We start from the raw sequence: 25229 nt of genomic DNA on the forward strand, positions 1-25229 counted from the left end.
TTTTTCTTGTGGTAATTTAGCGCTAACTTCAAACGGTTTTTATCTTTAGTAAAGAATTGCAATTAAATGGTTATATTTTGAACTACTGAAATCATTTTAAAAGCCGCCTCCACAAGCGTTACTTAAAGTAACGCTCAAAAAAATACCAACCCTAGAGTTGGTATTGTGATTATTGGTGGGCGCACCAGGACTTGAACCTGGGACCAAAGGATTCCGGTTTGTGTTAGCTTCCTAACTCCCTGGACTTATGCATTCACCATATCTTTCGGCTTAGTTGGGAACCAATCCTCGCTCTAGGGGGCTTTTTTGTTTCTTGCTTAAGTAGATGTTTTGGCTATAAAGAACACTTTCGGAACTGGTGTACACCAAACTACCCCATCACCCATCTGCCCAGTCTGACAAATCAAGACAATTTGATCCATTAGTATTTCAGCAATTTCTTCATCGCAAATAATTTCAATTCTTACTTTTGCTGAGTAATCTGTTAGCTCATCTTTGATATTGACTTTATTGGTCTTGGATGGCGCACTGCAGCCCTCAACCTTAGTAACTGTCATCCCTGGAAACCCAGGTGTTTCTAGTAATGCCGTTCTTAGGGCGGCTAACTTATTTGGGCGAACAACCGCTTTGACTTCCATCATGCTTCCACCTCTTTTTCTTCAAACCATCTATATAAAACTGGTAATACTAGTAACGTTAATGCCGTTGAGGTTACCAAACCAGCAATAACTACGGCTGCAAGGGGGCGAGTAACTTCAGACCCTGGACCGCCAGAGAACAACATGGGAACTAGGGCAAGCATCGCAACTGATGCCGTCATCATGACAGGTCTAAAGCGATGACTACAACCATGAAGCAAGGCGTCCTCCATACTATATCCATCCTCGCGCAGTTGCTTAATAAAGGAAATCAATACCACCCCATTAAGTACCGCAATTCCCCACAGATTAATAAATCCTACTGCTGCCGGAACAGAAAGATACTCTCCCGTCAAAAATAAACCAAACACGCCCCCAATTGAGGCAAATGGCAGTACTAAGATAATTAAACTAGCCAATCTAATGGATTTAAAGAGCATAAAGAGCAAAAAGAAAATTGCTAGGATTGTTAGCGGAATGATAATCATCAGGCGTGCCATCGCTCTTTGCATATTTTCAAATTGACCGCCCCATTGCAAGGTGTATCCCTGAGGTAGCTCTACACCTTTGGCGATTAGTGCCTGTGCCTCTTGAACAAAACCACCTAAGTCACGTCCCTCAACATTAACACCCACAACCAAACGACGTCTACCGGACTCACGAGAAATCTGCGCCGGCCCTTCAACTAGGGCTATCTCGGCTAAGTCTCGCATTAAAACCTGAGCGCCATTAGGCGAATGCAAAATAATATTCTCAATTGCATCGATTTTATTTCGATAAAAATCTGGATAACGCAACATTAGCGGAAAGCGCCGTTCTCCTTCGTACACCGTACTGGCTTGCTTACCACCAATTGCAGTTTCTATTACCTCATTCACATCCGAAACATTTATACCGTAACGTGCTATCGCATCTCGATCAATTTTAATATTGAGATAGTTTTGACCAGAGGCCTGTTCTATGCGTAAGTCATTGCTACCTTTCATCTTCATGAGAATTTGACCGATTTGTGATCCAAGCTTTTGAAGAACAGTAAGATCTTCGCCAAAAATCTTTACTGCTACTTGTGAGCGAACGCCAGATACCATCTCATCAACACGTGCTGCGATTGGCTGAGAGATAGATAACTCAATACCCGGAAGTGTTTTAAGCTTTTCACGAATTTGCTGAGCAATTTCTTCTTGGCTTAAGTCTCTATCGCCTAATGGTTTTAGAGTAACAATCGGATCTGACTCATTAGGCTGTCCTGGATCAGCAGGAGATTCACCTTTACCCAATCGAGAGACCGCCATCTCAACGCCGGGGATAGTCATGATGCGCTTAATTGCCTCGAACTCTAACTTAATAGATTCATCTAGGGAGATATTTGGCGCCCTGATAATGACTGGCGTAATTGAACCTTCTTGCATCACTGGAATAAACGCCTTACCTAATAGAACAAAGCCAATTAGACTGATACCCAAGGCGAGTAAGGATCGCTTTACAACTAATTTTGGATGAGCCAAGCTCCAATGTAACCAACGCTCATATGGCGCCCGTAATTTTTTGACAATCTTCGTATCATCTTCACTGCCCCCCTTCAGAATATAAGAACATAGGACGGGTGATAAGGTAAATGACAAAATTAGTGAGATAGCCAACGCAATAGCAATCGTAATTGCCATGGGCGCAAACATCTTGCCCTCCATACCTTCTAACGACAGTAACGGCATGAAGACAAGAATAATAATTCCCACACCAAAAAGCACTGGTTTACCTACTTCAGTTGCGGCTTCTAAGATAATTCTATTCTTTGACTCTCCAGTCTTGAGGCGCTCACCTAATTTGGCGAAAGTGTTTTCAACAACTACTACTGATCCATCGACCATAATTCCAATTGCAATCGCTAAACCGCCTAATGACATCAGATTTGCTGAAATACCGTAGCGATTCATGACTAAGAAAGTAAGTAATGGCGTCAGCAAAAGCGTAGCAACTACAATCAAAGAGGAGCGAACATCACCCAAAAATAAGAACAGTAAAATAATTACTAGAATGACGCCCTCAATGAGAACCTTGGCTACATTAAACATCGCTGCATTAACTAAATCAGTTCGGTCATAGAAAGGCACGATCTGGAGACCGTCAGGTAGTAATTTACCTTCGTTAATCTCTTCAACTTTGAGCTTAATTCGTTTTACTACATCGCGTGCATTACCACCTCGAATCATTTGAATAATTCCAGCAACACTTTCCGTGTAGCCATTCTTAATAGCAGCGCCCTGTCTAATTTCGCTACCAATAGTAACCTCGGCTACATTTTTGACGTAGATTGGCGTGCCCTTTACTTCCTTCAAAATAATTTTACTAATATCTTCAGGCTTTGAAATTAAGCCTAGCCCACGTATTAAATATCGTTCTGCATAAGTAGGGAGTTGTCCACCTCCCGAGTTAGCATTATTTCTAGCAAGCGCTTGATAAACTTCATTAAGATTAATTTGATAATGTCGTAAACGCTCAGGGTTGACGAGTACTTGATATTCTCTTGCATAACCGCCTTGGGTATTAATTTCTGCAACCCCAGGAATCGACCGTAACATTGGCCTTACGATCCAATCCTGCACAGCACGTCGTTCAGATAGCTCATCTACAGTGAGCTCTCGGTTTCTATCCGAGGGGTGATCTAATGTGTACTGATATACCTCGCCCAATCCAGTGGATGGTGGAGCAAGTACCGGAGTAATGCCGATTGGCATTTTAGAGGCCACCTCAATCAACCTCTCAGTCACTAATTGACGGGCAAAGTAGATATCTGTTTTTTCAGTAAAAACTAAAGTAATGATAGATAAACCATTACGATTTAATGAGCGCATCTCCGTCAAGCCTGGTAAGCCCGTCATCCCCAGTTCTATTGGGATAGTAACAAACCGTTCTACCTCTTCAGGTGATTTACCAGGAGCCTCAGCTGCAACTTGTACCTGAACATTTGTTACGTCCGGAAATGCATCCACTGATAGTCTTTTGGTGGCTAATAACCCCGCTACCATCAATGCAAGCGCAACGATAACTACCAGTAAGCGCTGCTGAAGAGAAAGGCGAACGATTTTTTCAATCATTTCGCTGAGCCACCACTCAGCTGACGTTTACGTTCAGTATTTAAATGATAGGCACCTTCAATGGCGATTTCTTGCCCTTCTTTTAAGCCAGAGATGACCGGACGATAGCCTTTACCTTCGGGACCAAGTTTAACGGGAACCATACGATATACATCATCATTTATTCTCACAAAAACATGGTCTTGGTTATCGTCTCGAACTATGGAGCCTAAGGGTACAACCAACTTATCTATTGGTTGACTTTCAATCAACATGGTTGCGAGCATGCCGGGCTTAATTTGAGCTTCTTTATTGGCAAGCTCCATCCGCACAACTACAGTTCGAGTTTGCGGATTTACGATGGAATCAACATGAGCAACAGTCCCCCCAATCTCTTGATTACGTAATGCCGGAATAATTAGAGAAGCTTTTTGACCTTTACGGATTAAATAAGAATTACTTTCGGGAACTTCGGCAATTGCCCATAAAGTGCTGAGATCGGCCACGGTAAATAATGCATCTGCAGGCTGTACAACTTGTCCTTTATTAATTTTGCGCTCAACTATTTCACCTGGAATCGTTGCAATCACATTATTGATCGATTCAATCACGCCTGATTTTGCAAAGCGATCAATACTTTTTTGATCCATACCTTGTACGCGCAATTGATCATTAGCAGCACGAAACTCTGCCTTAGCACTGCTAGATTCAGCTTCTCGCCTTTGTAATTCCGCAAGAGCGATCACATCTTCTTTATACAAAATTTTGGCGCGGTTAGCTGCTTGATCGGCCAATTGGGCCGCACTCTTCGCTTTTAAGTAAGCAAGTTGCGATTGAGTTAGCTCAGTGGAAGTAATTTTGGCCAGAACATCACCCTGCTTCACAATTTGACCAGGAACCGCTAAAATTTCTGAAACTCTACCTGTAACGTTTGCACCGATACGCGATAGAAACAGTTCATTAAAGTCAATTCGACCTGATGCGCGTAACTCTTCAATAAATGGAGAGATCTGTGCTTTACCATCTGCAATAATCTTCCGTAAATCCGCATTTACTACTACGACATTAGGATCCTGAACTGATTTAATCATCGGTTTTCTATCAAATACATCAAAGTAATTCAGGGTGATGATGAGTACACAAAACCAAGGGAGTAAAAATATCCCCTTTTTAAACCACTGAGGTGATCCGTCATAACGATTAGCAACAGTTGGAGCATGGTTGGCGGTCCAATCATGCGCAATTTGATACCAATTATTTTGGGCCTGAATCACTTGCTTAAGCCAATCTTGTGAATAAAGGGTGACCTTTTGCACTAAGAAAGTCTTCCAAACCCCTAGCTTTCTCATGAATGCCATAAAGTTCTGTTTCATTGCTTTCCACCCTCTATTTTGGCGAGCCATTCAGGACTTGCCCTTAACCTCTGAATCTCAGTAAATATTGAAGCTAAATCAAACCTCGCTTTGATCAAATCATTTCTAGCGGCCCGAAAGGTTCTTTGTGCATCTAGGTATTCCAGCATGCCTCTCTCTCCATATCGATAAGATACTTCCGCAATCCGCTGAGCACTCGCGGCAAGCTGAACAACCTCCTGATCCAAAACTTTGACCTGATAAGCGGCAATTTGATATAACTTATATGCTGTCTCAAGCTGCTGATCTAAACTTTGACTCTGCGCATTAAGCTGATTTTTGGCTTTAGATGCATTTGCTTCAGCTTCAGCCACTTGACCGACCTTAAAGTCCCAAATCGGAATGCTAATTTGCAGTCCATAGAGTCGATCGGTAAAATTTGGATCGTTATACTGAGACGCTTTAAACGCTAGTCTGGGTAGACGAGCATTTTTCTCAAAACTTAATCTTGATTCGCTTGCTTCAACATCCGCTTTCGCCTTTTGCAGCTCAGGACTTTGCGCCTGAATCTCGCTTAATAGGATATTTAATGGCGGCAATGTTTCTACATTCGGCTGTTCTGAAATTACCGTGTAATTTGCTGGTAGCATATGCCCAACAACCTGACGCAATTGACTGCGCGCCTGCTCAATACGTAACTTTCCTGATTCAGCCGTAATTTGTGCATTCAGAAACTCAGTTTGTGCACGAATTAGCTCAAACCTGGCAGTTTCTCCAACATCGTACCTAAGCTGCATACGCTCACGAATTTGTTTTGTTAAGCTTAAATCTTCCTCGCTAGCCTTTGCCTCAGCTTCACGTCGCATTAATTCATAAAACCGTTGCTGAACTTTTGCAATAGTTTCTATTTCAAAAGCAACTCGAGTTGCTTCTGCTGAGCGGAGGTTTGCCTCTGCTGCATTCACTCTTGGATAGCGGTTGTAAGGCATATCCAGTGGCTGAGTAACTGACCATGAAGACACATTCCCAACCGTCAATGATCCAGAAACTGATCGCTGCTGACCAGTCCCCACCTCAAATTCAGGATTAGGAATTGCCCGAGCGGTTGATAGCTGTCCCTTAATTGCTTTTGACTGATCTCTAGCGGCTAATACCTGTGGACTTGATTCAAGGGCAATAACAATTAGCTCATTAATTGTGTACAGTTTTTCTGTTTGCGCAAAAGTATGCGTACTTAATGCAGTAGTGGCAAAAATCAAAAAAAACCATCGATACAGGTTTATTTTCAACACTTTAATAACAGAAATACTTCACTCCATTATCTATAAACTTTTTTAATTCTGACTCTACCTTGTCTTGAAATTCTAAGAATACGTCCATAATTAATCTCCTTTTTAAAACTTCATAGGTTCAATATACGTGCAGTATTATTCTTAATAAAGCAGAATTTAATTGACATAAATTCTGCTTTTTACTGAATATTTAGTGAAAAAAAGCCCTCGCGAGGAGGGCTAAAGAGGGACTACGGAAAAAATAAAATTAATCGATTACCGCTACCATCATTGCAGTTACTGCGCCAGCTCCAAGGGCTGGTATACCCCAACGCTCTATGGCAGGCATAGACTTTCCAGTAACAACTTCAACTGGTATGTTGCATATCTCTAACAATTTAGCGGTAGTGGAGTTCTCAAATAATCTACTGAGTGTGTTTTTCTTCGCGGTTCCGATCACAATTCGGCTGCAACCCAAACGCTCTGCCTCATCACACAAAGCAACGCCCTTATCACCACTTACATTGGTAAAAGAAAAATCCACTCCAGCCTTCTCTAGAAACTGAATAGCAGATGCTGCAGCAATTTTTGCACGCTCTGCTTGCCATTCATTAATCGTTTGTTTATTGAGAAACTTGCTAATATGCCTATATAAGGTTGGCTGGACGTTACAAATATAAAAATGTGTTTTTGGTTCTTTGCCATAAGCACCAACTGCATGCTTAAGCGCTAAAAGAGAATTAATTGAATCATCAACTGGAATGAAAACTTTATTCATTACTTCACCTCCTAAGATATGAGACTGCTTTTCAATCATCGTTGCGGGTGCAACTGGAGCAACTTCAGCTGGCGCAATTACCTCTTCTAGACCAAGCCTATTTTTAATAAATCCACCAAATAAAACCCCAAGAATTACCAGTACCTGTATTGCATATTCAAAAGCTGGGTTTTTAAATGCTGGCCATTCTTGAACGATAGGCTCTGAAGTCATCATTTTTGCTGCCGTCCATGCCAGTACAGCTGCTCCCAAATAAGTAACTGAGGGGTAGCGCTCTACTAACTTTAGGATTTGGGTTGAGCCCCATATCACAATTGGAACGCTAATCAATAGGCCCAGCACGACTAATACATAACTCCCATGAGAGGCCCCAGCTACAGCTAAGACATTATCTAATCCCATTACAGCATCGGCTATAACGATTGTCTTCATTGCACCCCAAAAACTGGTAGATGCATGATCGCGCTCCCCATCACCATCTTTAGCTGAATTTAATAATTTATAAGCAATCCACACCAGCAGGAGGCCGCCCAGCAACATCAAGCCTGGAATCTTTAATAGGTATACGACCGCAAGCGTCATGGCACTTCGCACTGCAATTGCACCTACTGCCCCCCAAATAATTGCCTTTTTCTGTAAATGGGCTGGTAAGTTTCTTGCTGCCATCGCAATTACGATGGCATTATCGCCAGCCAAAACTAAATCAATGACAACAATTGCCATTAATGCTGAAAAAAATTCCGGGCTAAATAATTCCAATTTCAAAACCTCTATCTATGTTAAAAGCATCGAATTACCATGGCTCTAGATGGGGTTAATTTAGACGTATTTGTGTTTAGCTAAAAGCAGATATATATTGATACTAATTTCGGAAAAAACTGATTATGAGCAATTCCTATAACTATCGTCACCTTTACTATTTTTGGGTTGTAGCTAAAGAGGGCAGCATGTCCAAAGCGGCTGAGCGGCTTGATATGGCGATTCAAACAATTAGTGCTCAAGTTCACGAACTCGAAAAATCACTTGGTTACCTATTGTTTAAGCCTGCGGGACGCGGCATTGCCCTTACAGAGTCTGGCTTTACCGCACTAGAAATTGCCGATCAAATTTTCTCTATCGGCGAAAGGCTACCTGAAGCCCTAAGAGATGCAGCTAAATCCCCAAAAATAAAAATTATTGTTGGCGTATCAGATAGCTTACCCAAACTCGTTACCAGGCAGCTACTAGAGCCTATCCTAAAACATAAAAATGCTCACCTCATTGCCCATGAGGGTAAATTTGATGATTTATTAGCAGATTTGGCGCTTCATCATCTAGATATTATTTTGGCAGACCGTCCTGCCCCAAATAACAAGAATCTCAATGTTTATAGCGAAGAGTTAGCTAAAACTTCGATTGCTTGGTTTAGCCCTAAGCAATTATTAAAAAAAACTAAAAAAGATTTCCCAGAATGCCTTGGTGAGTTACCCATTCTTCTACCAACACAGCACTCAACTGTTCGGCTTTTGATTGATCAATGGTTTAATAAGAACGGTATAACACCGAATGTTGTTGGAGAATTTCAAGATAGCGCTCTTCTTAAAACCTTTGCGGCTAGCGGCCTAGGAGTATTCCCAGCTGGAAAATTTATTCAGAAAGACCTTAAGGAAACCTATGGAATTGAGTTGCTTGGGAACTGTGATGAGATCTATGAATACTTCTATGCCATTCGATCTGAGAAAAAAATTCAGCACCCACTAGTTCAAGCCATTCTTAAAAAGTAATTTTTCTATAAGCTTATTTATTAAGGGTATAAGAATAAAAAATCGGATGTCTTTAGAATGTATATATGACCAATTTCTTAGATCCTGCAATTTTATTTTTTATATTTAGCGTATTTGCAGGCACTATCAAATCGAATCTAGAAATTCCTCCTCCAATCTCGAGGTTTTTATCGCTTTATTTATTAATGGCCCTAGGATTAAAGGGTGGTTTTGCGCTTCACAAATCGGGCTTCACTAGTGAGATTGGATTCTCGCTTGGTCTTGCAGTTTTCCTGGCCATCATCATCCCTATTTTTGGCTACTGGCTTTTAAGAAGAAGTTTAAATACCTTTGATGCCGCCGCTATTGCCGCTACCTATGGATCCGTGAGTGCTGTTACCTTCATTACTGCTACTCAGTACTTAGATCAATTCAATATTGAGTATGGTGGTCACATGGCGGCTGCTATGGCGCTAATGGAATCACCAGCCATTATCTTGGCTATTATTTTGGCTAATAAAGCGAGAGCTACTCAATCAAAAGATTTAAAAACGAAACAAGAAGTAACTGGCATCTCTAAAATATTGCACGAATCTTTTACCGATGGCGCTCAACTGCTATTGCTAGGCTCAATGCTGGTAGGCCTGATGAGTGGTGATGCTGGCCAAAAGTTAATGGCTCCTTTTTCGATTGATCTGTTCAAAGGTATGCTGGCCTTTTTCCTATTAGATATGGGCCTGATGGCGGCCAGAAATTTTAGCGGCCTTAAAGGTAAACCTCCCATTACGCTTTTATACGCAATTGGCTCTCCTTTATTTCATGCTCTATTGGCACTAGCGCTTTGTAAGCTGATTGGTTTGCCCCTTGGAAATACCATCTTACTTATGGTACTTGCCTCTAGCGCTTCTTATATTGCTGTACCTGCAGTCTTACGTCACGCATTGCCCGAAGTAAATCCAGCTCTGTATATGGGAATGTCCTTAGGTATTACCTTCCCTTTTAATATTATTTTAGGCATTCCCATCTATAGCGTACTTGCCAAGTATTTTATGCAATAAACCGCCAAGAGTTGGTATTGTGATTCTTGGTGGGCCCACCAGGACTTGAGCCTGGCTTATAGGAGACTTGATTGTTAGTCCCAATCTTTATGAACGGCCAATAGAAAATAAATTCCTAATAGCTCTCATCCTTAAGGCGCAAGCTTAGGCTCCCAAGTGCATTTAAATAAGCAATAATTTATACCGTCTTACTGCCACTAAAATGCTCTTGCTTTAGGGTATATATTTCCACAGATCATTTAAGTAACCTGCGCTATTGGTTGCGTCATACCCAAAGCCGCCAAATATCCATAAGTTGCCACTCAAATCTGTCCAACCGATACTGTCTTTTCTGCCGCCAGGTTGGTTAGTTGAGGCCAGCATCCCCATGCTTCCATAAACTCCGATCCCATTGATTTCACTACTACCACCCATCCAAGTCCATTGATTGTTGGTGGGAGTGTATTTCCATAAATCATTTAAATAGCTAGCAGTACCTGGAAGAACAGGTGGTGGAGGTGTTGATGCTCCGTTGCCATCCCCGCCGAACATCCATAAGCTTCCGCCTGCATCTATCCACGAAAACGGGGTGCGGTGAAATCTAGCACCTGGCACGTTATTAGGCGAAGCCTCCCCTTGAGATCCGTATACACCATATGCCTTATATCTCCTATCTCCACTCATCCACACCCATTGTTTCGTAGTTGGGCTATATTTCCATAAATCATTCAAAATGCCTTGAGGATTACCGAGACCATCAAAGCCTGAACCGCCAAATAACCACAAGTTACCGCTACTGTCGAGCCAACTAATCGCATCTAATCTTGAGCCAGGCACAGTAGTGCTAGTTGCTATACCCTGAACCTCATAAGTTCCCGAGACATTTGTACTGTAGCTAGAACCTGTCTTACCGGCGCCCGATCTAAATGTCCAGGTGCTATCGCCTGGATTAAATTCCCATAAGTTGTTATAAGTCGTTGTAGTTGCAAGATCACTTGCGCCACCAAAAAACCAAAGATGGCCATCCTTTGAGGTCCAACCAATTGCGCCAAGTAATCCACCTGGTGTATTAGAAGTGCTAGCAACATCTTTGGCGCCATAAGCTGGAGATGCGCCAGTTGATTTACTTCCAGATACCCAAGTCCATTCATTTGTCGTAATGCTAAATTTCCATAGATCATTTAATGTGCCAGGTAACAAATTTAGCTCATCAAAACCATATCCCCCATATAGCCACAAATTACCACTAGAATCATGCCAACTTACTGCCCCCATCCGGGCGCCTGGAACATTCCTAGCACTAGAAATACCCTGGATTCCATAAATACCTGATGCATTGGCTGCAGAAGAGCCGCTTACCCAAGTCCATAAATTCGTGCCTGGAGAATATTTCCATAAATCATTTAGAAAAGTCGTGGTGCCATTCCAGCCTCCAAACATCCATAAGTTACCGCTACTATCAGTCCAGCTAATAGAGATATAACGACTTCCTGGGATATTGGTCGCGCTTGATGACCCTTTAGTGCCATAAACACCTGGGGCGCCCGTCTGATTACTGCCTCCCACCCAAGTCCAACTCGATGTCGGTGAAGATGACGTGCAGTTTACATTGCAGCCAGATGATCCGCCTCCACAAGAACCTAAGGCAGCAATTGCAATTAACAGCAACGCATATCTAATCATTGATTTCAATTTAAAAAGCCTTATTCAATGTAATTGTTAATGCCTGGGTTGTAACATTGCCTGAGCTAGTGCCAGTATTTGTTCCGGTTCTTGTTCCGCCAATGGCAGGATTATCGGCCCATGCACCGCCCCAATTACTGGTCTGATTTCCTGTTACTGAGTAGGTATAGCTCATATCCAAAAACCAAGTTGGGTCAATAAAGTATGTGGCTCCAATCACTGCACCCGCCCCAAACACCCATTGTGAAGCTGAGTAACTTGATGGTGTACTAAGTCCTGTAACGCTGGTTGTTAAACCATTCATGTCAGCAAACCCAGTAATTTGATTAATGTTGTATTTGGTTTGAGCCAATGTAGGGCCTGCGCCAAAGTAGACATAACTTTTCTCAAAAGATCGACCAATAAATGGCATTAGAGACATCTGATGATTGATGGTTTGCTGATAAGAACGAACAACATAATTGCCATTAAACGGTGTATATGTGCCTGCTTGATAGTAGCCACCAGATTGAGGAATCAACATATTATTTACAGTGGAGGTTGTTCCTAAATAGCTATAAGCAAATTTTCCACCCCACATCCAATTACTTCCAGAAAAATGCTGAAAGTAACCGGCTTGTAATGATGGGGCTGCTGTATTTTGATTTCCTAAAGTAACTCCGGTTGATCCTGCGGCTGATCCAGTAATTGAGGCCTGTGGAATTCCTAACTTATCTTGGGTGGGAGGTGTATAAGACGTTCCTCTACCATAAGTATTTTGATTACTAAAACCAATCGTATTTTCACTAACGCCTAAGCCAACAAAAAAAGCTGATTGCGGCACGATTGAAACTGAGCTGGTTTGCGCTAAAGTGCATACACTAAAGCTAAAACCCATTAATGCAACAGCCTTTGATTTAAATTTCATACACCCACCCCTAGTTATTAGTTTAATGAAATATGTAAGATCCATAACTAAATCCTAGCATAGTAAACAGAGAATAAAAAGGCGGAATTTCACTAGATTTTTAATTGGTTTAGCATCTCATTGCGGTCAACATCCGTCACCCTATTAGCGTTACTTAATGTAACGCTCAAAAAAATACCAACCCTAAGGTTGGTATTTTCATTTCTGGTGGGCCCAAGAGGACTTGATCCTAGCTTCTAGGATATTAGATTGTTTCCTACCTTAACTAATAAGGCGGAATCGAAGCAGGGCCTAGGATGCCGATCCTAAATCAGGCAAGGGCAATCAAAAGCTCTTCTTTTAACGCCAACATCAGGCTCTTAGCATTGAGCTTTCTTGTTCTGGAATAATCTTGCCCAGCCCATAAACTTTGATATTCACCATTATTAGCTCTTCCCGCTAATTGCCTTAGAGATGCTGTCATCGTATTTTGTATTGGAAAAGGCAAAACCATTTTGTCATCCATCAATTGAATAAATTCGTTATCTATTCCCCGAGCAGGCCTTCCAGAAAATCCCGTCGTGAATACTGAGCCCCTGCTATGGTGCTTAAGCAAATACTCCTTATGAGCGGGAGAGGCGGTTGACTCAACACAACATAAAAAGGCTGTTCCCAGTTGAGCGGCCACAGCGCCAGCCTTTAACGCATTGGCAATGTCTGCTCCATCCATGATTGCGCCTGCGGTGACAACAGGAATAGAGCATTCTTTAACTAGTTGCTTAGTTAAATCCATCGCACTTAATTTTTCATCTTCTCCATCAGGGTTAAATATGCCTCGATGTCCGCCAGCCTCAATGCCTTGCGCCACAATAAAATCAGCGCCGGCTTTTTCAACCGCCTTTCCCTCTTTGAGACTTGTCGCAGTAATGCCAACAGCAATTCCTAGTGAATGCGCTTTTTCAATGAGGCTTAGCGACGGAACTCCAAAATGGAAAGTTAGTATTTCTGGGCGATGCTCCCATATAGGATTAAGTTGATCCTCAATAGCAGGATAAAACGGGGCTTGAGGCGTAGAAACTGAATACTCGCCTTCAACAGGTAAATTCTTTAATGCTTCAATGGCTTGCGTTTGAATATCTTGTGATGGCATATCAACTGAGCTAAACACAAAGAAGTTGGCATTAATGGGTCCATTTGTTAAGGCTCTCGTAGCCGCTAAATCTTCGCTAATTTTTTGTGGAGTGCTGTAAGCGAATCCAAAACTACCAACACCGCCAGCATTAGAAACTTCTGAGGCAAACAATGGATTATTGATGCCGCCAGCCATCGGCGCCTGAATAATCGGAACGCCTAACTTAGAGAAGTTGAACATAGCTGTTTCATTAAATATTGATCAAAAAATCATTATATGAGGGGCATCCAAAATACAAAGCCTCAAATGAAAAAACCACCCGAAGGTAGTTTATAGAATCTTGGTGGCCCGGGGCGGAATCGACCAGATCTAATAAATTCTTTAGATATCTCAAGGGCCAGTCGGGCCTTTGGCCTACCCAGCACGATTCGAACGTGCGACCTAGACCGATAAGCTTAGTTGCTTAACGTTGCAGCCTGATAGAAATAAATTGACCCCGTATTGCCCATCATATAAATTAATCCTCCATATCCAAGATTTGGTAGAGATCCTAGAGCAGTTGATGGCGTATATGCGCTAGATGGCGGCCTAAGAATAGTCGCACCTGTGCTGGCATTGGCCCACTCTACAGTTTCGGTATAGTTGCCACTATAGAGCGCAGCTTGCAGAACACTTGTCGAAGTAGAAATATTCGGATTAAGGTATTGAGAAATTAGTATCCTCTGGTTAGCTGGGCCAACTAAAGAAAAATAATCTGTCGTGCGCCAATCGGGTCGATTCCAAACAGTAGTCATTACGCCTGTTGTTTGATTTAAGCTAAGTCCCACTACTCCTTCATAAGTATCTTGTGCGTAAACCATATTATTTTCCGGGTCTACTCCAAAACTACCCAGTGATGCACTCCAACCCCCCGTTGGACTGGCTGTTGGGAGGGTTGTTCCCCAAGGGGTGGCACGCACAGAGGTAACAGAGCCATCCCCATTAATGTCTTGACTTACTGCAAAAGGAGTAATGGGTACTAATGCAGACCCCCCGCCATTTTGGTTGGCAATAATCCAGTTTCCTAGAACTGCAGGAGCATCCCCCGCAGTTTGACCAGGTAGTAAATAGGACGGGGGAACCCACGCTTTATCAACAGTTAATTGACTCGTGAGAGGATTAACAATAATGCGCTCTAAATTACTTAATCCAGCTAGATACCAATAAATTCTATTATTGTGCTTTGTCACAACTCCACGCGTTCCCACCATCTGATTAAGCGCAATAGAATCAATTAATTGGAGGTTACTAGAGTCCAGAGCAACCGCTGTTGAATTTGGTGGTAGCCCATACTGCGCTTGACATGAGGTCATCGCCAGATTTCCCTGAGTGGGACAGCCAATGGGTCGATTCTGGCTTTTTAATAATATGGCACCAGCTGCATTTGGGGCAATCAATAAGCCGTCAAAATTTGCGTTAATTGGACTTGAGAGAGTGGGTGATACCCCCAATTGAACTGACTTTAATATTGACCCCGTTAATGGATCGAGCTTAACAATCGTTGTGCCCGCTGCAGCAATAATTGTTCCATCGGCAATCACTCCCATGCTACCAAAAGCATTCCACTGCCCAGCAGGTAGTGGATTGACGGCATTAATATAGGTAAGCCAAATTTGTTGACCAGTTAATGGATTAAATTTTGCAACATATTGACCAGTTGTTTCAGATGCTAAACCTCCACCCATAATATAGCTGCCCGTGGGGCCATCATTCACAATAAACTGAATCGATCCCCATGTACTGGCCGATGTCATCTGGATTGCCTGATTTGAACCACTAAAAGAACCAGTAAAAGTGGCACATGGTTGCACGCCACTGTGAATCGAGTCAGTATGCTCTGGAGCCCCTATAGCAGGTGCATAGTTCACATAATTGTTTGATGGATCGGCAGCATATTGCTTCATGCATCCAACTTCTGTAGCGACGATTGTTGAATCAACAGAAATTTGCTTTGCAGTCGTATTAGTTGAGCTACTTCCCTCGCTACAACCAATGATTTGAGCAGTAGTAAAAATTGCAATGATTAAAAAGAAAATAGCTCTCATGTTTTCACCCCATGATTAATTTGATATTCGAAATCTAGAGCGGTAGGCTTAACTAAACGTTAAGGCAGCTCGAAGATCTGTTAAAAAGATTTTACCTAACTCTAGGTATGTATAAAATTCATACTCATATAGCGCTCTATAACTGAACTGGCTGCGTTTAGCGATAGCATCTGCACAACCGTTACTTAAAGTAACGCTCAAAAAAATACCAACCCTAGAGTTGGTATTGTGATTCTTGGTGGGCCCACCAGGACTTGAACCTGGGACCAAAGGATTGAGATTTTTGGTGGGCGTGTAATGATCTTTTTTAAAAATTGACCCAATAAAAAACCACTCCTAAGAGTGGCTAATTAAAACAATGTCAAAGCGGGGGTTAATTTCTTAATACTTGTATCCAACACCAACTAAAAAGTTATAAGCGCTGACATTCTGATTAACATTAAATCTAGCTTGGCTAGTAGCATTAATAGTTGGAGTGCTTAGCGTACTCGAGCTATATCCCAGGTAATTAGCTTCGCCAAATCCATAAAAACCGCCAGAGATAATTTGTTTATATCCTACTCCCAAGATATATCCGCCCACCCTATCTGAATTCGTTGCGCGACCATCATTAGGGTTTTTAATTTGAATAATTTCGCTTGTATACCCCAACTTCACATAAGCTAACTTATCTTTATCGATTGCGTATCCTGGCGTAACATATAAGTTGTAGCGGTCTTTTGCTGTGTAGTAATAGCTTACCTTGCCATTGGCTAATTGACCTTTAAAATCTGTTGCTACAGTATTGCTATTAGGCATATACAGCGAATAGTCAGCGCCAACGCCTAAGGTCCATTTAGGCATTACTTCAAAGATGTAACCTACGCCGACATTTAAAGGAGTGTATCCCCAGCTTCCAGTATCACTTGCGGTACCTGTAGCCGAACCATATTTTGAAGTTGTAATTGAGGGTGAGCTAGATTGTGCTGTATTTTGATCCCAGCCAGTAGAGATCTGTCCATAAACACCCACAAAATCTGAATAAGGAGCAACCGAAACTGAGCTCGTTTGCGCTACAGAAGAAACGCTAAAGCCAAAACCGAATAATGACAATGCTAATAATTTGCTTTTCATATACCCACCTTTAGTTCGTATTTTCATGAAATATGAGATTTATTATCAAATATTTTCATGTCTATTTCATCAAAAATTAGGGTAAATCACTAGTAGAAGTGCTTTTATCTACCAAAAAGCACTCCACAAGCGTTACTTAAAGTAACGCTCAAAAAAATACCAACCCCAAGGTTGGTATTTTGTACGACTCGACACATAGTTAACACTTTATACCGGACACATACTTTACAGTTTTAGGCATAGGAGGGACCACTCTATGCCGTGGAATGAAAGTACTGGGTATATGTAACCATGTGATCGGTACCGGACGTAAAGCATGTGTCCGGTAAGGACCTTTTCATTTCTGGTGGGCCCAAGAGGACTTGAACCTGGGACCAAAAAATTCCGGTTTGTGTTAGTTTCCTAACTCCCTGGACTATGCGTTCTAAAGGGTATGCTAGTATTTTGTCAGCAGCTATCGGAGCTGACCTTGATAACGGAGGCAAGCATGCCATTGATACAAATTTCACTAGCTGAAGGAAAATCCCCAGAATATATTCAAGCAATAGCTGATGGCATACACCAAGCATTACAAACTTCTTGGAAAATTCTATTAAATGATCGATTTCAGATAATTTCGGAACATAAAAAATCCCATTTCCTGATCGATAAAATGATGTGGAATGGAAATCGCTCTGACGATGTTGTGGTAATACACATCACTTCTGTTTTAAGAACAAAAGAAATGAAATTGAATTTATATAGTGAATTGGTAAAAGTGTTGACTGTCAATCCAGGAGTTAGAAAAGAGGATATCTTTGTAACTATTGTTGACAACACTCCAGAGAATTGGTCATTCGGCAAAGGACTTGCACAACTCTCAGCCTGACATTTATTAGGTGTGCGTAATCGACCAGGGCCTGGGATGCCCAATCCCCCCCCCACAAGCGTCACTTAAAGTAACGCTTAAAAGACTAAACCCCCACTATCGCTAGTGAGGGCTTTTTCTGGTGGGCCCAAGAGGACTTGAACCTGGGACTGGCTGGTTCTGAATTTTGTAATTTTCTTTACTCCCTGAACTTTGCATTTGTCAAGTTAAAACAAGCTTAATACCTGCTAACTTGAGCAATGCTAACTAATACCGCCAATCTTTAGATAAAAGCATTTCGATCTGCAATACCAGTACATATATTTTTTGCAGAACTATGCTATATTTTTCTGACGAAATGAATTTAGCGAGGGAATTCTGTGCCAAAAACTATTAAACCAAGCGCAACCCATGCAAATACACATGACCCTATTACCTCGGAACAGGTAAAAAGCGATGCTGCAGAAATTCTTACTGTTCTCAAAAATGGTGGGGTCGCAGTACTGGGGCTAGATGTAGCTTATGCTGTAATTGGCAGTAGAGAAAATGCGATTAAACGAATTTTCCAAGCAAAAAATCGGAGCTATGAAAAACCGAGTGGGTTTTTTTCCAACTGGGAAATTAGTAATGAGATTCATATGCTCCCAAGTGAAAAAAGAGGGGTGATTCGTGAAATTATTGAGCAGGAAAAATTACCTTTCTCTGTAGTAGCCCCTTTTAAGCCAAACCATTCCTTCTTTAAAAATGTAGATCCCTTTGTGCTTCAAAATTCAACAAAGGGTGGCACGATTGACATGCTACTGAATGCGGGCGTGCTGCATGATGAGTTAGTTAATCAATCTTGGGAAATGGGTATGCCTGTATTTGGCTCCTCAGCTAATACATCCCTTATGGGAAGTAAGTATCGTGCTGAAGACATTGAGGCAGAGGTATTAAATTCAGTAGATCTTGTGGCTGATTATGGGCTTTCTAAGTATCACAATCCTCTAGGGCGTTCTAGCACCATTATTGATTTCAGTGATTTTTCTGTTATTCGCATAGGCGTCATGTTTGAGCAATTACAAAAAGCCTTTAAGAAGCGCTTCAATATCAATCTATAAACTACAAAAAAAGAGTCTCAATACACAATATGAAAATGCGAATTTGTAATCAATTAAAGCAGCTACTGCTTACTCTGTGTTTACTTAATGCTATATCAAATGCTTATTCGCAGACTTCAAACAATTACCCCAACAGGCCAATTAAATTCATAGTTCCCTATGCAGCCGGCGGTGGAACTGACATATTTGCCAGGCTCGCCGCGCAAGAGCTAGGAAAACAAATTGGTCAATCAGTTATTGTTGATAACGTGGTGGGTGCCGCTGGCATGGTCGCTGGATCAATGGTAGCCAAGGCCGCACCAGACGGCTATACGATCTTGGTAGATCAAGCCTCTATTGCTACTAATCCACTGCTTTATGACAAAGTGCCATTCGATCTTAAGAAAGATCTAGAGCCCGTTATGCTGGGTGTATCACTAGATAATATCTTAGTAGTTAACCCCAGCTTAATGGCAAATAACGTGAATGAGCTGGTGGTTTTAGCCAAAAGTCAACCGGGGGTTCTCAATTACGCTTCCACTGGGATTGGCTCGCCGCAACATTTAGCCATGGAAATATTCAAAGATAAAACTGGGGCTAATATTGTTCACATTCCTTATAAGGGTGGAAGCCCTGGAATTATGGCTACAAGCACTAATGAAGTCCAAATGTTTTTAATAAGTGTTTCTACTGCATTGCCATTTATAAAATCTGGCAAAGTACGAGCGCTAGGTAATGGTGGTCTTAAGCGCTCGCCATTACTGCCCGAAGTTCCTGCAATTGCGGAATCATTACCTGGTTTTCAAAGCACGAATTGGCTGGCCTTTTTTGCTCCAGCTAGTACGCCCAAACCTATCATCGAAAAATTAAATAGCTCTCTCCAAAAAGCATTCGCAAATCCAATACTAATGGAGCAATTTAAACAGCAGGGGATGATCCCATTAGGGGGGGCACCATCTGATTTAGCAAATACAATTAATCGAGATATGGCTTACTTTGGACGAATCATCAAAACTGCAAACATAAGAGCGGAGTAAGTATTACTGCAACCTAAAATGTTGATTTGTACGCAAAACTGATCCAATTAGCGCCTTAATTTGCAACCAATTTCAGACCAACATCCGCTCAATATAGGCTGTCAGTCAAAGATAACAATATCATTTGGATGGATTAAAGTTAGATACAAATGGTGGATCAGTTTTAGATGTAAACCAACATTGTTAAGGCAGAATTGACCAGACCTGGGATGCCTAATCCTCTCTCACAAGCGTTACTTCAAGTAACGTCGAAAATATACCAACCCTCATAAATTGACCCATAAAATTTGAGCAGTTTTAATAGGCAACTTTAGCCACACTCACCCTATTTAATTAGATAAAGAAACCTGCCCACGCACTGCATTCGCTTTAGCATTAACAATAATTTGGCCGTTACTTGCTATAGGTAAGCTCTTACATACGCCATTAATCATTAATTTTTGATCACCTAATGTCATGGAATTAAATATCGTTTTTATACTTGAGTCTAATAATGCAGTACTCCAGTAGTCTTCAAAGTTATTGAAAGTTTTTTTGACTATAAATTCATCCATCTTGATCGATTTTAAATTAGCCTGAGTCCAAAGATTTTGCAACACAACTAACTTAGAAGCCTTCAAGCTTGGGGGTAATAATTCTTGTATGCCCATCGCACTAAGCTGTTGATTTATTGGTGCTAAAGGATAAAGGTTGTCTAGCATATCCCAGGCATAAGCAGCTACGCTCCCACCAGGTCGAACCACACGAACCATCTCAGATAAACCTTTTGCAGGCTCAGGTACAAAAAAAATACTTAATGCCATTACAGCAACATCAAATTGGTTATTAGAATACGGCAGATTAATTGCATTCCCAAGCCGAAAACTGGCAAGCTCACATCCCGGTCTTGATCGTGCATAGCTTAATTGTTCAGCTGAGGGGTCCATACCCGATATTGCCTCTGGTGAGTTGCGCTTAATAACCATTTCAGTAAAGTCACCATTACCGCAACCAACATCTAACCATTCGAGTTTATTGGGTAAATCAAGCCAGTCTAAAAATACGCCACCAACAAGCTCGCTCCAGGCGCCCATTAATTTTTCATAATTGGCGCCATTATTGAAATTTATCTTATCCTGAGACATCAGCAACTTTCCATTTATTCTAAATACTAATACCTAAAGTTGGTAATTAATTAGAAAAAGCAAGCCTGCCAGAAGGAAATTTTGCTTTTCTAGTTAGATCAAAAGGACTTGAACCTGAGTAAATGCTTTTGGTTTGCCGGTCCTACTCTGGCTAGCTAATTTATGAGGCAGTTAACGATAGAAATAAACGATTAGGACAAAAAACCGCTCCGTAGAGTGGTATCAAATGCATTAATTAACTTATCTTGTGACCTAAAACGCATATCCCGCCCCAATTAAGAATTGATAGGTATTTAAGCCGTTAAAGTTTGTAGAGTGATAGGTAGTAGATGTTGAAGTTACGCCCAGATTATTTTTTACGGCAGAATAACCCGTGGTGTAGCTATAACTAGGATTCGCATAACCCATATAGTTTCCTTCAACAAATCCATAAAAGCCACTGGCAATCATTTGCTTATAACCCAAGCCAATCAGATAACCGCCGAGGGTCGAAGACTGGGAGGATGCCTTGGTCGCCGAAGTGGCTGAAATTCCGTTAGAACTAGTTGTAGTAGCGCTACCCGGAGGGTTGTATTGCGCACTAACTTGGCTATAGCCAGCCTTCAGATAAATTATTTTTTCTTTATCTAAGACATAGGCAGGACTAACAAAAAAATTATACCGATTAGAAGCTTTTAGACTTGCACCATTTCCTGAATCGGTAGTGCCTGGAGGAAGTAAAGAGTTACCAGCCGCATTAGTATTAGTAACAGAGAAAGTAGAGCTAGTTTGTGATAGTGCAGAATAATCAGCACCTAAGCCCAGTAACCAATTAGGACTCGCTTGCCAGTAATAGCCTATACCAAGTACTAATGGCATGCCCCCAAAATTTTGACTGGGACTACTTCTATTTAGATTACTGTTATCTGCAGGAACGGCGACTGCGGTACCCGTCATGCTTCCTAATTGATTACTTTCATAACCAGTAGAGACCTGTCCATAAAATCCAGCAAAGGCACTTTGAGCCTGAACATTTGAACTATTAAAGCCAATCGTCAGTAAAGCAGTCAATAGACTAAGCGTGAATCTGTATTTCATAAGCCGCCCCCGTTAGATTGAAAAATACTTCTCTATGAGTATTTCCAATCTCAGGCGGTGCGCTAGATATATCTAGTCGAAGGAATAAACTGGTTATAGGAACTATATGCTTATATATAGCTTAAGGTGTGCTGGTATACCCTTGGTTTAGTAATTAATTAAGGATTACTCCATCCCCCCCAAGCGTTACTTAAAATCACGCTCAAAAGACCAAACCCCCACTATGGCTAGTGAGGGCTTTTTCTGGTGGGCCCACCAGGACTTGAGCCTGGGACCAAAGGATTATGCTTACCACTACAGTTTTCACTGCCTGTTTCCAGTTTGTAGTCTGGACTGTCTCTTGTCTTTACGACCTACCCGTACAGTCTCTACACCTTCTAAGCATTGCTGCCTAGCTTGGCTCGGGATTACCACGCTGTTACACAGAGGCTTCCCCGAATTTGAGTAGTTCTACATACGAGCAGAGCTAACTTACTCATATGCAACCCACTAGCAATAAACCCTGGCACTTTTGATGCTGTAGTTGGGATCGAAACCTGGTGAAATGCGCCATTTATCAAAATCAATCTGGCTTTATATTTGCAACCCGGATTACTTTGCTCCACTTATCAATTTCACTATTAATTAAAGTGCCAAATGATTCAGGAGAACTTCCACCTAAATCAGCACCAAGACCGGCAAGTTTTTTTCGAATCTCTGGGTCTTGTAAGGTTCGACCAATATCTATATTTAATCTAGCAAGTACTTCCTTAGGTACGCCTGCAGGTGCAATAAAACCAAACCATGCTGTAACATCATAGCCAGGAATTCCACTTTCATTGAGCGTTGGTATATCAGGTAAAGTTGGATGTCGGTCCAAAGTTGAAACGCCAAGCACCTTTAATTTTCCTGCCTTTACATATTGAGTAACTGCTGGTCCACCAGTAAAAAGAATTGAAACATGCCCAGCCAATAAATCAACGATGGCTGGGCCATTACCTTTATAGGGTACATGTGTGAGATTTATGTTACCCATTGAATTAAGTAACTCGCTACAGAGATGCGGCATAGATCCATTACCAGCTGATGCGTAATTAATTTGCCCAGGTTTTATTTGCGCTTGGGATTTAAGATCCATTACGCTATTTATTTTATGATCTGAATTTACGACCAATAGCATGGGGTAAGTACCCACAATACTAATCGGAGCAAAAGCCTTCTTTGTATCATAAGGAAGCTTAGATTGCATGCTAGGATTAATTGTTAAATCAGGTGTTGCCAACATAATGGTATAGCCATCTGGCGTAGCTTTAGCCAGCATTTCAGTTCCAATAACTGTACCGCCACCGGCGCGATTTTCAATGATGACGGGCTGGCCAAGAAACTCTGAGAGCTTTGGACCTATTGTTCTAGCAACAACATCTGTTGTTCCCCCAGGAGCAAACGGAACAATAATTTTTATCGGTTTTGTTGGGTAAGTCTGAGCCATAGCTGGAAGGGCAATACTCAGGCTAAAAACAACACTAGATACAGTGCGATAAAAGTTTTGCATTTTATAGCCCTCCACTAAGTAGCCATTAGTTCTATTTTTGACCCCAATAACTCCTCAAGCGCTGCTTTAGCAGCTATTTTTTGAGTGGGTGATGCTGGTGTCAATGGCCCCCTGGGATTACCTACGGGAATCCCCTGCAATCCTAAAGTGTACTTAGTAACAGCTAAGCGATTGTCGCCTGAAATTGAATTCCACATCTTAAGTAATTGATTATGCAATATCAAAGCATTTTTATGATCACCTTTTTGAACTAGATTCCATAAATCGACACAAGGTCCAGGCACTGCAGATAGAATCTGCGAAATAGCGCCGTGCGCCCCTAATGCAAAGGTTGGATATAGCAATGCGTCTATTGCTGCATATATTCGACTCTCTGGTTTACAGCGAAGTAATAAATCAGCCATCGTTTTTAAATCGCCTGCGCTTTGTTTAACGCCACAGATTCCTGGATTATCTTTCATTAATTTTATTAAAAGGTCTACTGATAAATAATTCCAAGGAATAACGTTATAAATAATGATGGGAATTCCAACGGCATCATATATTTTTCCGAAGTGCCGAATCATCGCCTCATCATCATTCTTATAAATGTAATGTACGGGAGTAATTTGAAGAGCAGACACCCCTAAGTCAGCAAGCGCTTTAGCTCTTTGAATGGCATCACGAGTACTATTGGCAATAATTCCCGCGACAACGGGAGTCCGACCATTAACTTCTTCGCAGGTTATGCCCACAATACGGCGAAGCTCATCTATCGAAAGTGTATTCCCCTCTCCAGCACTACCCCCAGGCACAACGCCGTGAACACCCTGATCCAGCATATATTTGATTTCTTGTCGCAAGATATCATCTCTAATCTCTTCATTTTCATCAAATGGGGTTAAGAGGGGCGGAAGAATTCCAACTATATCTTCAGGTTTGAATATTTTTGCATTTTTCATATGACACCTTTAAATAAAAATTAATAGTTACCTACAAAATAGTTCTGGTTAATCTACTTTTGATAATCTCCTTGTGATCAATTTTGCTTCTCGACAAACAATTTGAATTAATTTTTGACGACTCTGTTCATAACGCCAAGTAGGAGCGCCTAGATTTAAAGCTGCAATAATTGCACCACTTGGTCCAAATATAGGTGCCGAAACCCCAGAAGCTCCTTCAATATTTCCATCTTTGAGCTCAGCGAAACCATCTTTATATGCTCGTCTAATCACGGCATATATTTTTTCTAAATTTATTTCAGTATATTTTGTTATAGATTTAATCTTAGCTAATTTTAGCCATCGTGCTACATCGTCACTAGATGAGTAGGCCATCATGAGCAAACCCATTGAAGTGCAATATATAGGACGTAGGTGATCTAACGAAGCGTCATATCGAATTTCATTCTGACTAATTGCTTTAGCTAAGTACTTAACCTTAGCTTCGGCTGTCAAAACGCCAATAAATGCAGATTCTTGACTCTCTTCTGCCATAGCTTCAAGAACTGGTTTCGAAATTGATATAAGTCTATTTTGAATTCCCCCCACCCAGCTACCCCTTAGTTTTTCAGGAAGAAAATATCCCAAAATATCTTTCGAGAGATAGCCACGTGCAACCAAAGTTGTTAACAATGCTTGAGTGCTACTTTTTGGCATTTCCAGGCGCCTTGCTACATCACTTACACCTAATGGTTCCTGAACCGCTGCAAATAACTCAAGAAGCTCTAGCGTCCTAACGGATGACTTTACTAATTCGTTCATGT

At 41.4% G+C, this 25229-nt stretch carries 20 protein-coding genes and 1 pseudogene; 5 read left to right on the forward strand and 16 right to left on the reverse strand.

The window, feature by feature from the left end:
- Positions 1-317 precede the first annotated feature (317 nt).
- The 6 genes and pseudogenes from LZG75_RS09935 to LZG75_RS09960 form a co-directional block, all read right to left on the reverse strand.
- A complete protein-coding gene (locus LZG75_RS09935) occupies positions 318-638 on the reverse strand; it encodes a P-II family nitrogen regulator (RefSeq protein WP_233937413.1) in 321 nt (106 codons plus the stop codon).
- Positions 638-3733, reverse strand: coding sequence for an efflux RND transporter permease subunit (locus LZG75_RS09940; protein ID WP_233937414.1), 3096 nt, complete (start codon positions 3731-3733; stop codon positions 638-640). The genes LZG75_RS09935 and LZG75_RS09940 overlap by 1 nt, the downstream gene beginning before the upstream one ends.
- Complete coding sequence (locus tag LZG75_RS09945) at positions 3730-5085, reverse strand: efflux RND transporter periplasmic adaptor subunit (RefSeq protein ID WP_233937415.1); 1356 nt, start codon at positions 5083-5085, stop codon at positions 3730-3732. The genes LZG75_RS09940 and LZG75_RS09945 overlap by 4 nt, the downstream gene beginning before the upstream one ends.
- Entirely contained in the window at positions 5082-6356 is a 1275-nt protein-coding gene (locus LZG75_RS09950; RefSeq protein WP_233937416.1) for a TolC family protein, read from the reverse strand. The genes LZG75_RS09945 and LZG75_RS09950 overlap by 4 nt, the downstream gene beginning before the upstream one ends.
- Positions 6357-6603: 247 nt before the next feature.
- Entirely contained in the window at positions 6604-7152 is a 549-nt protein-coding gene (locus LZG75_RS09955; RefSeq protein ID WP_370635406.1) for a universal stress protein, read from the reverse strand.
- A 57-nt stretch (positions 7153-7209) separates the two neighbouring features.
- Positions 7210-7836, reverse strand: a pseudogene (locus LZG75_RS09960) (TerC family protein); the annotation flags it as partial.
- A 161-nt stretch (positions 7837-7997) separates the two neighbouring features.
- Between LZG75_RS09960 and LZG75_RS09965 the strand changes: the two are divergent.
- Both LZG75_RS09965 and LZG75_RS09970 read left to right on the forward strand, forming a co-directional pair.
- Entirely contained in the window at positions 7998-8876 is an 879-nt protein-coding gene (locus tag LZG75_RS09965) for a LysR family transcriptional regulator (protein WP_233937418.1), read from the forward strand.
- A gap of 65 nt (positions 8877-8941) precedes the next feature.
- A complete protein-coding gene (locus tag LZG75_RS09970) occupies positions 8942-9913 on the forward strand; it encodes a sodium-dependent bicarbonate transport family permease (protein WP_233937419.1) in 972 nt (323 codons plus the stop codon).
- A gap of 213 nt (positions 9914-10126) precedes the next feature.
- Here the strand turns inward: LZG75_RS09970 and LZG75_RS09975 are convergent, their stop codons facing one another.
- The 5 genes from LZG75_RS09975 to LZG75_RS09995 all read right to left on the reverse strand — a co-directional run bounded on the left by LZG75_RS09975 (position 10127) and on the right by LZG75_RS09995 (position 16790).
- Positions 10127-11575: a kelch repeat-containing protein gene (locus LZG75_RS09975; protein WP_233937514.1), complete on the reverse strand. Its 1449-nt coding sequence runs from the start codon at positions 11573-11575 to the stop codon at positions 10127-10129.
- Positions 11576-11585: 10 nt separating this feature from the next.
- Complete coding sequence (locus tag LZG75_RS09980) at positions 11586-12482, reverse strand: outer membrane protein (protein WP_233937420.1); 897 nt, start codon at positions 12480-12482, stop codon at positions 11586-11588.
- A gap of 310 nt (positions 12483-12792) precedes the next feature.
- Positions 12793-13833 carry a nitronate monooxygenase family protein gene (locus LZG75_RS09985; RefSeq protein WP_233937422.1) on the reverse strand — a complete coding sequence of 347 codons (1041 nt, stop codon included), beginning with the start codon at positions 13831-13833 and terminating at the stop codon, positions 12793-12795.
- A 215-nt stretch (positions 13834-14048) separates the two neighbouring features.
- Positions 14049-15677, reverse strand: coding sequence for a hypothetical protein (locus LZG75_RS09990; RefSeq protein ID WP_233937423.1), 1629 nt, complete (start codon positions 15675-15677; stop codon positions 14049-14051).
- A 381-nt stretch (positions 15678-16058) separates the two neighbouring features.
- On the reverse strand, positions 16059-16790 hold the full coding sequence (locus tag LZG75_RS09995; RefSeq protein ID WP_233937424.1) for an outer membrane protein: 732 nt from the start codon (positions 16788-16790) through the stop codon (positions 16059-16061).
- A gap of 487 nt (positions 16791-17277) precedes the next feature.
- Here LZG75_RS09995 and LZG75_RS10000 point away from each other — a divergent pair, with 487 nt between their 5' ends.
- From LZG75_RS10000 to LZG75_RS10010, 3 genes are all read left to right on the forward strand, one after another.
- Positions 17278-17658, forward strand: coding sequence for a tautomerase family protein (locus LZG75_RS10000; protein WP_233937429.1), 381 nt, complete (start codon positions 17278-17280; stop codon positions 17656-17658).
- Between the two features lie 359 nt (positions 17659-18017).
- Entirely contained in the window at positions 18018-18737 is a 720-nt protein-coding gene (locus LZG75_RS10005) for a Sua5/YciO/YrdC/YwlC family protein (protein ID WP_233937430.1), read from the forward strand.
- 29 nt (positions 18738-18766) lie between these two features.
- Positions 18767-19753, forward strand: a complete 987-nt coding sequence (locus tag LZG75_RS10010) for a tripartite tricarboxylate transporter substrate binding protein (protein WP_233937431.1) — start codon at positions 18767-18769, stop codon at positions 19751-19753.
- Positions 19754-20082: 329 nt separating this feature from the next.
- Here LZG75_RS10010 and LZG75_RS10015 read toward each other — a convergent pair whose 3' ends face one another.
- The 5 genes from LZG75_RS10015 to LZG75_RS10035 all read right to left on the reverse strand — a co-directional run bounded on the left by LZG75_RS10015 (position 20083) and on the right by LZG75_RS10035 (position 25227).
- A complete protein-coding gene (locus tag LZG75_RS10015; RefSeq protein WP_233937432.1) occupies positions 20083-20877 on the reverse strand; it encodes a class I SAM-dependent methyltransferase in 795 nt (264 codons plus the stop codon).
- 252 nt (positions 20878-21129) lie between these two features.
- On the reverse strand, positions 21130-21954 hold the full coding sequence (locus tag LZG75_RS10020) for a hypothetical protein (protein ID WP_233937433.1): 825 nt from the start codon (positions 21952-21954) through the stop codon (positions 21130-21132).
- A gap of 562 nt (positions 21955-22516) precedes the next feature.
- Complete coding sequence (locus LZG75_RS10025) at positions 22517-23485, reverse strand: tripartite tricarboxylate transporter substrate binding protein (protein WP_233937434.1); 969 nt, start codon at positions 23483-23485, stop codon at positions 22517-22519.
- Positions 23486-23499: 14 nt separating this feature from the next.
- Positions 23500-24426, reverse strand: coding sequence for a dihydrodipicolinate synthase family protein (locus LZG75_RS10030; protein ID WP_233937435.1), 927 nt, complete (start codon positions 24424-24426; stop codon positions 23500-23502).
- Positions 24427-24474: 48 nt separating this feature from the next.
- On the reverse strand, positions 24475-25227 hold the full coding sequence (locus LZG75_RS10035) for an IclR family transcriptional regulator (protein WP_233937436.1): 753 nt from the start codon (positions 25225-25227) through the stop codon (positions 24475-24477).
- Between the last annotated feature and the right edge of the window lie 2 nt (positions 25228-25229).

The sequence above is a fragment of the Polynucleobacter sp. IMCC30063 genome, assembly GCF_021395235.1.
GTDB lineage: Bacteria > Pseudomonadota > Gammaproteobacteria > Burkholderiales > Burkholderiaceae > Polynucleobacter.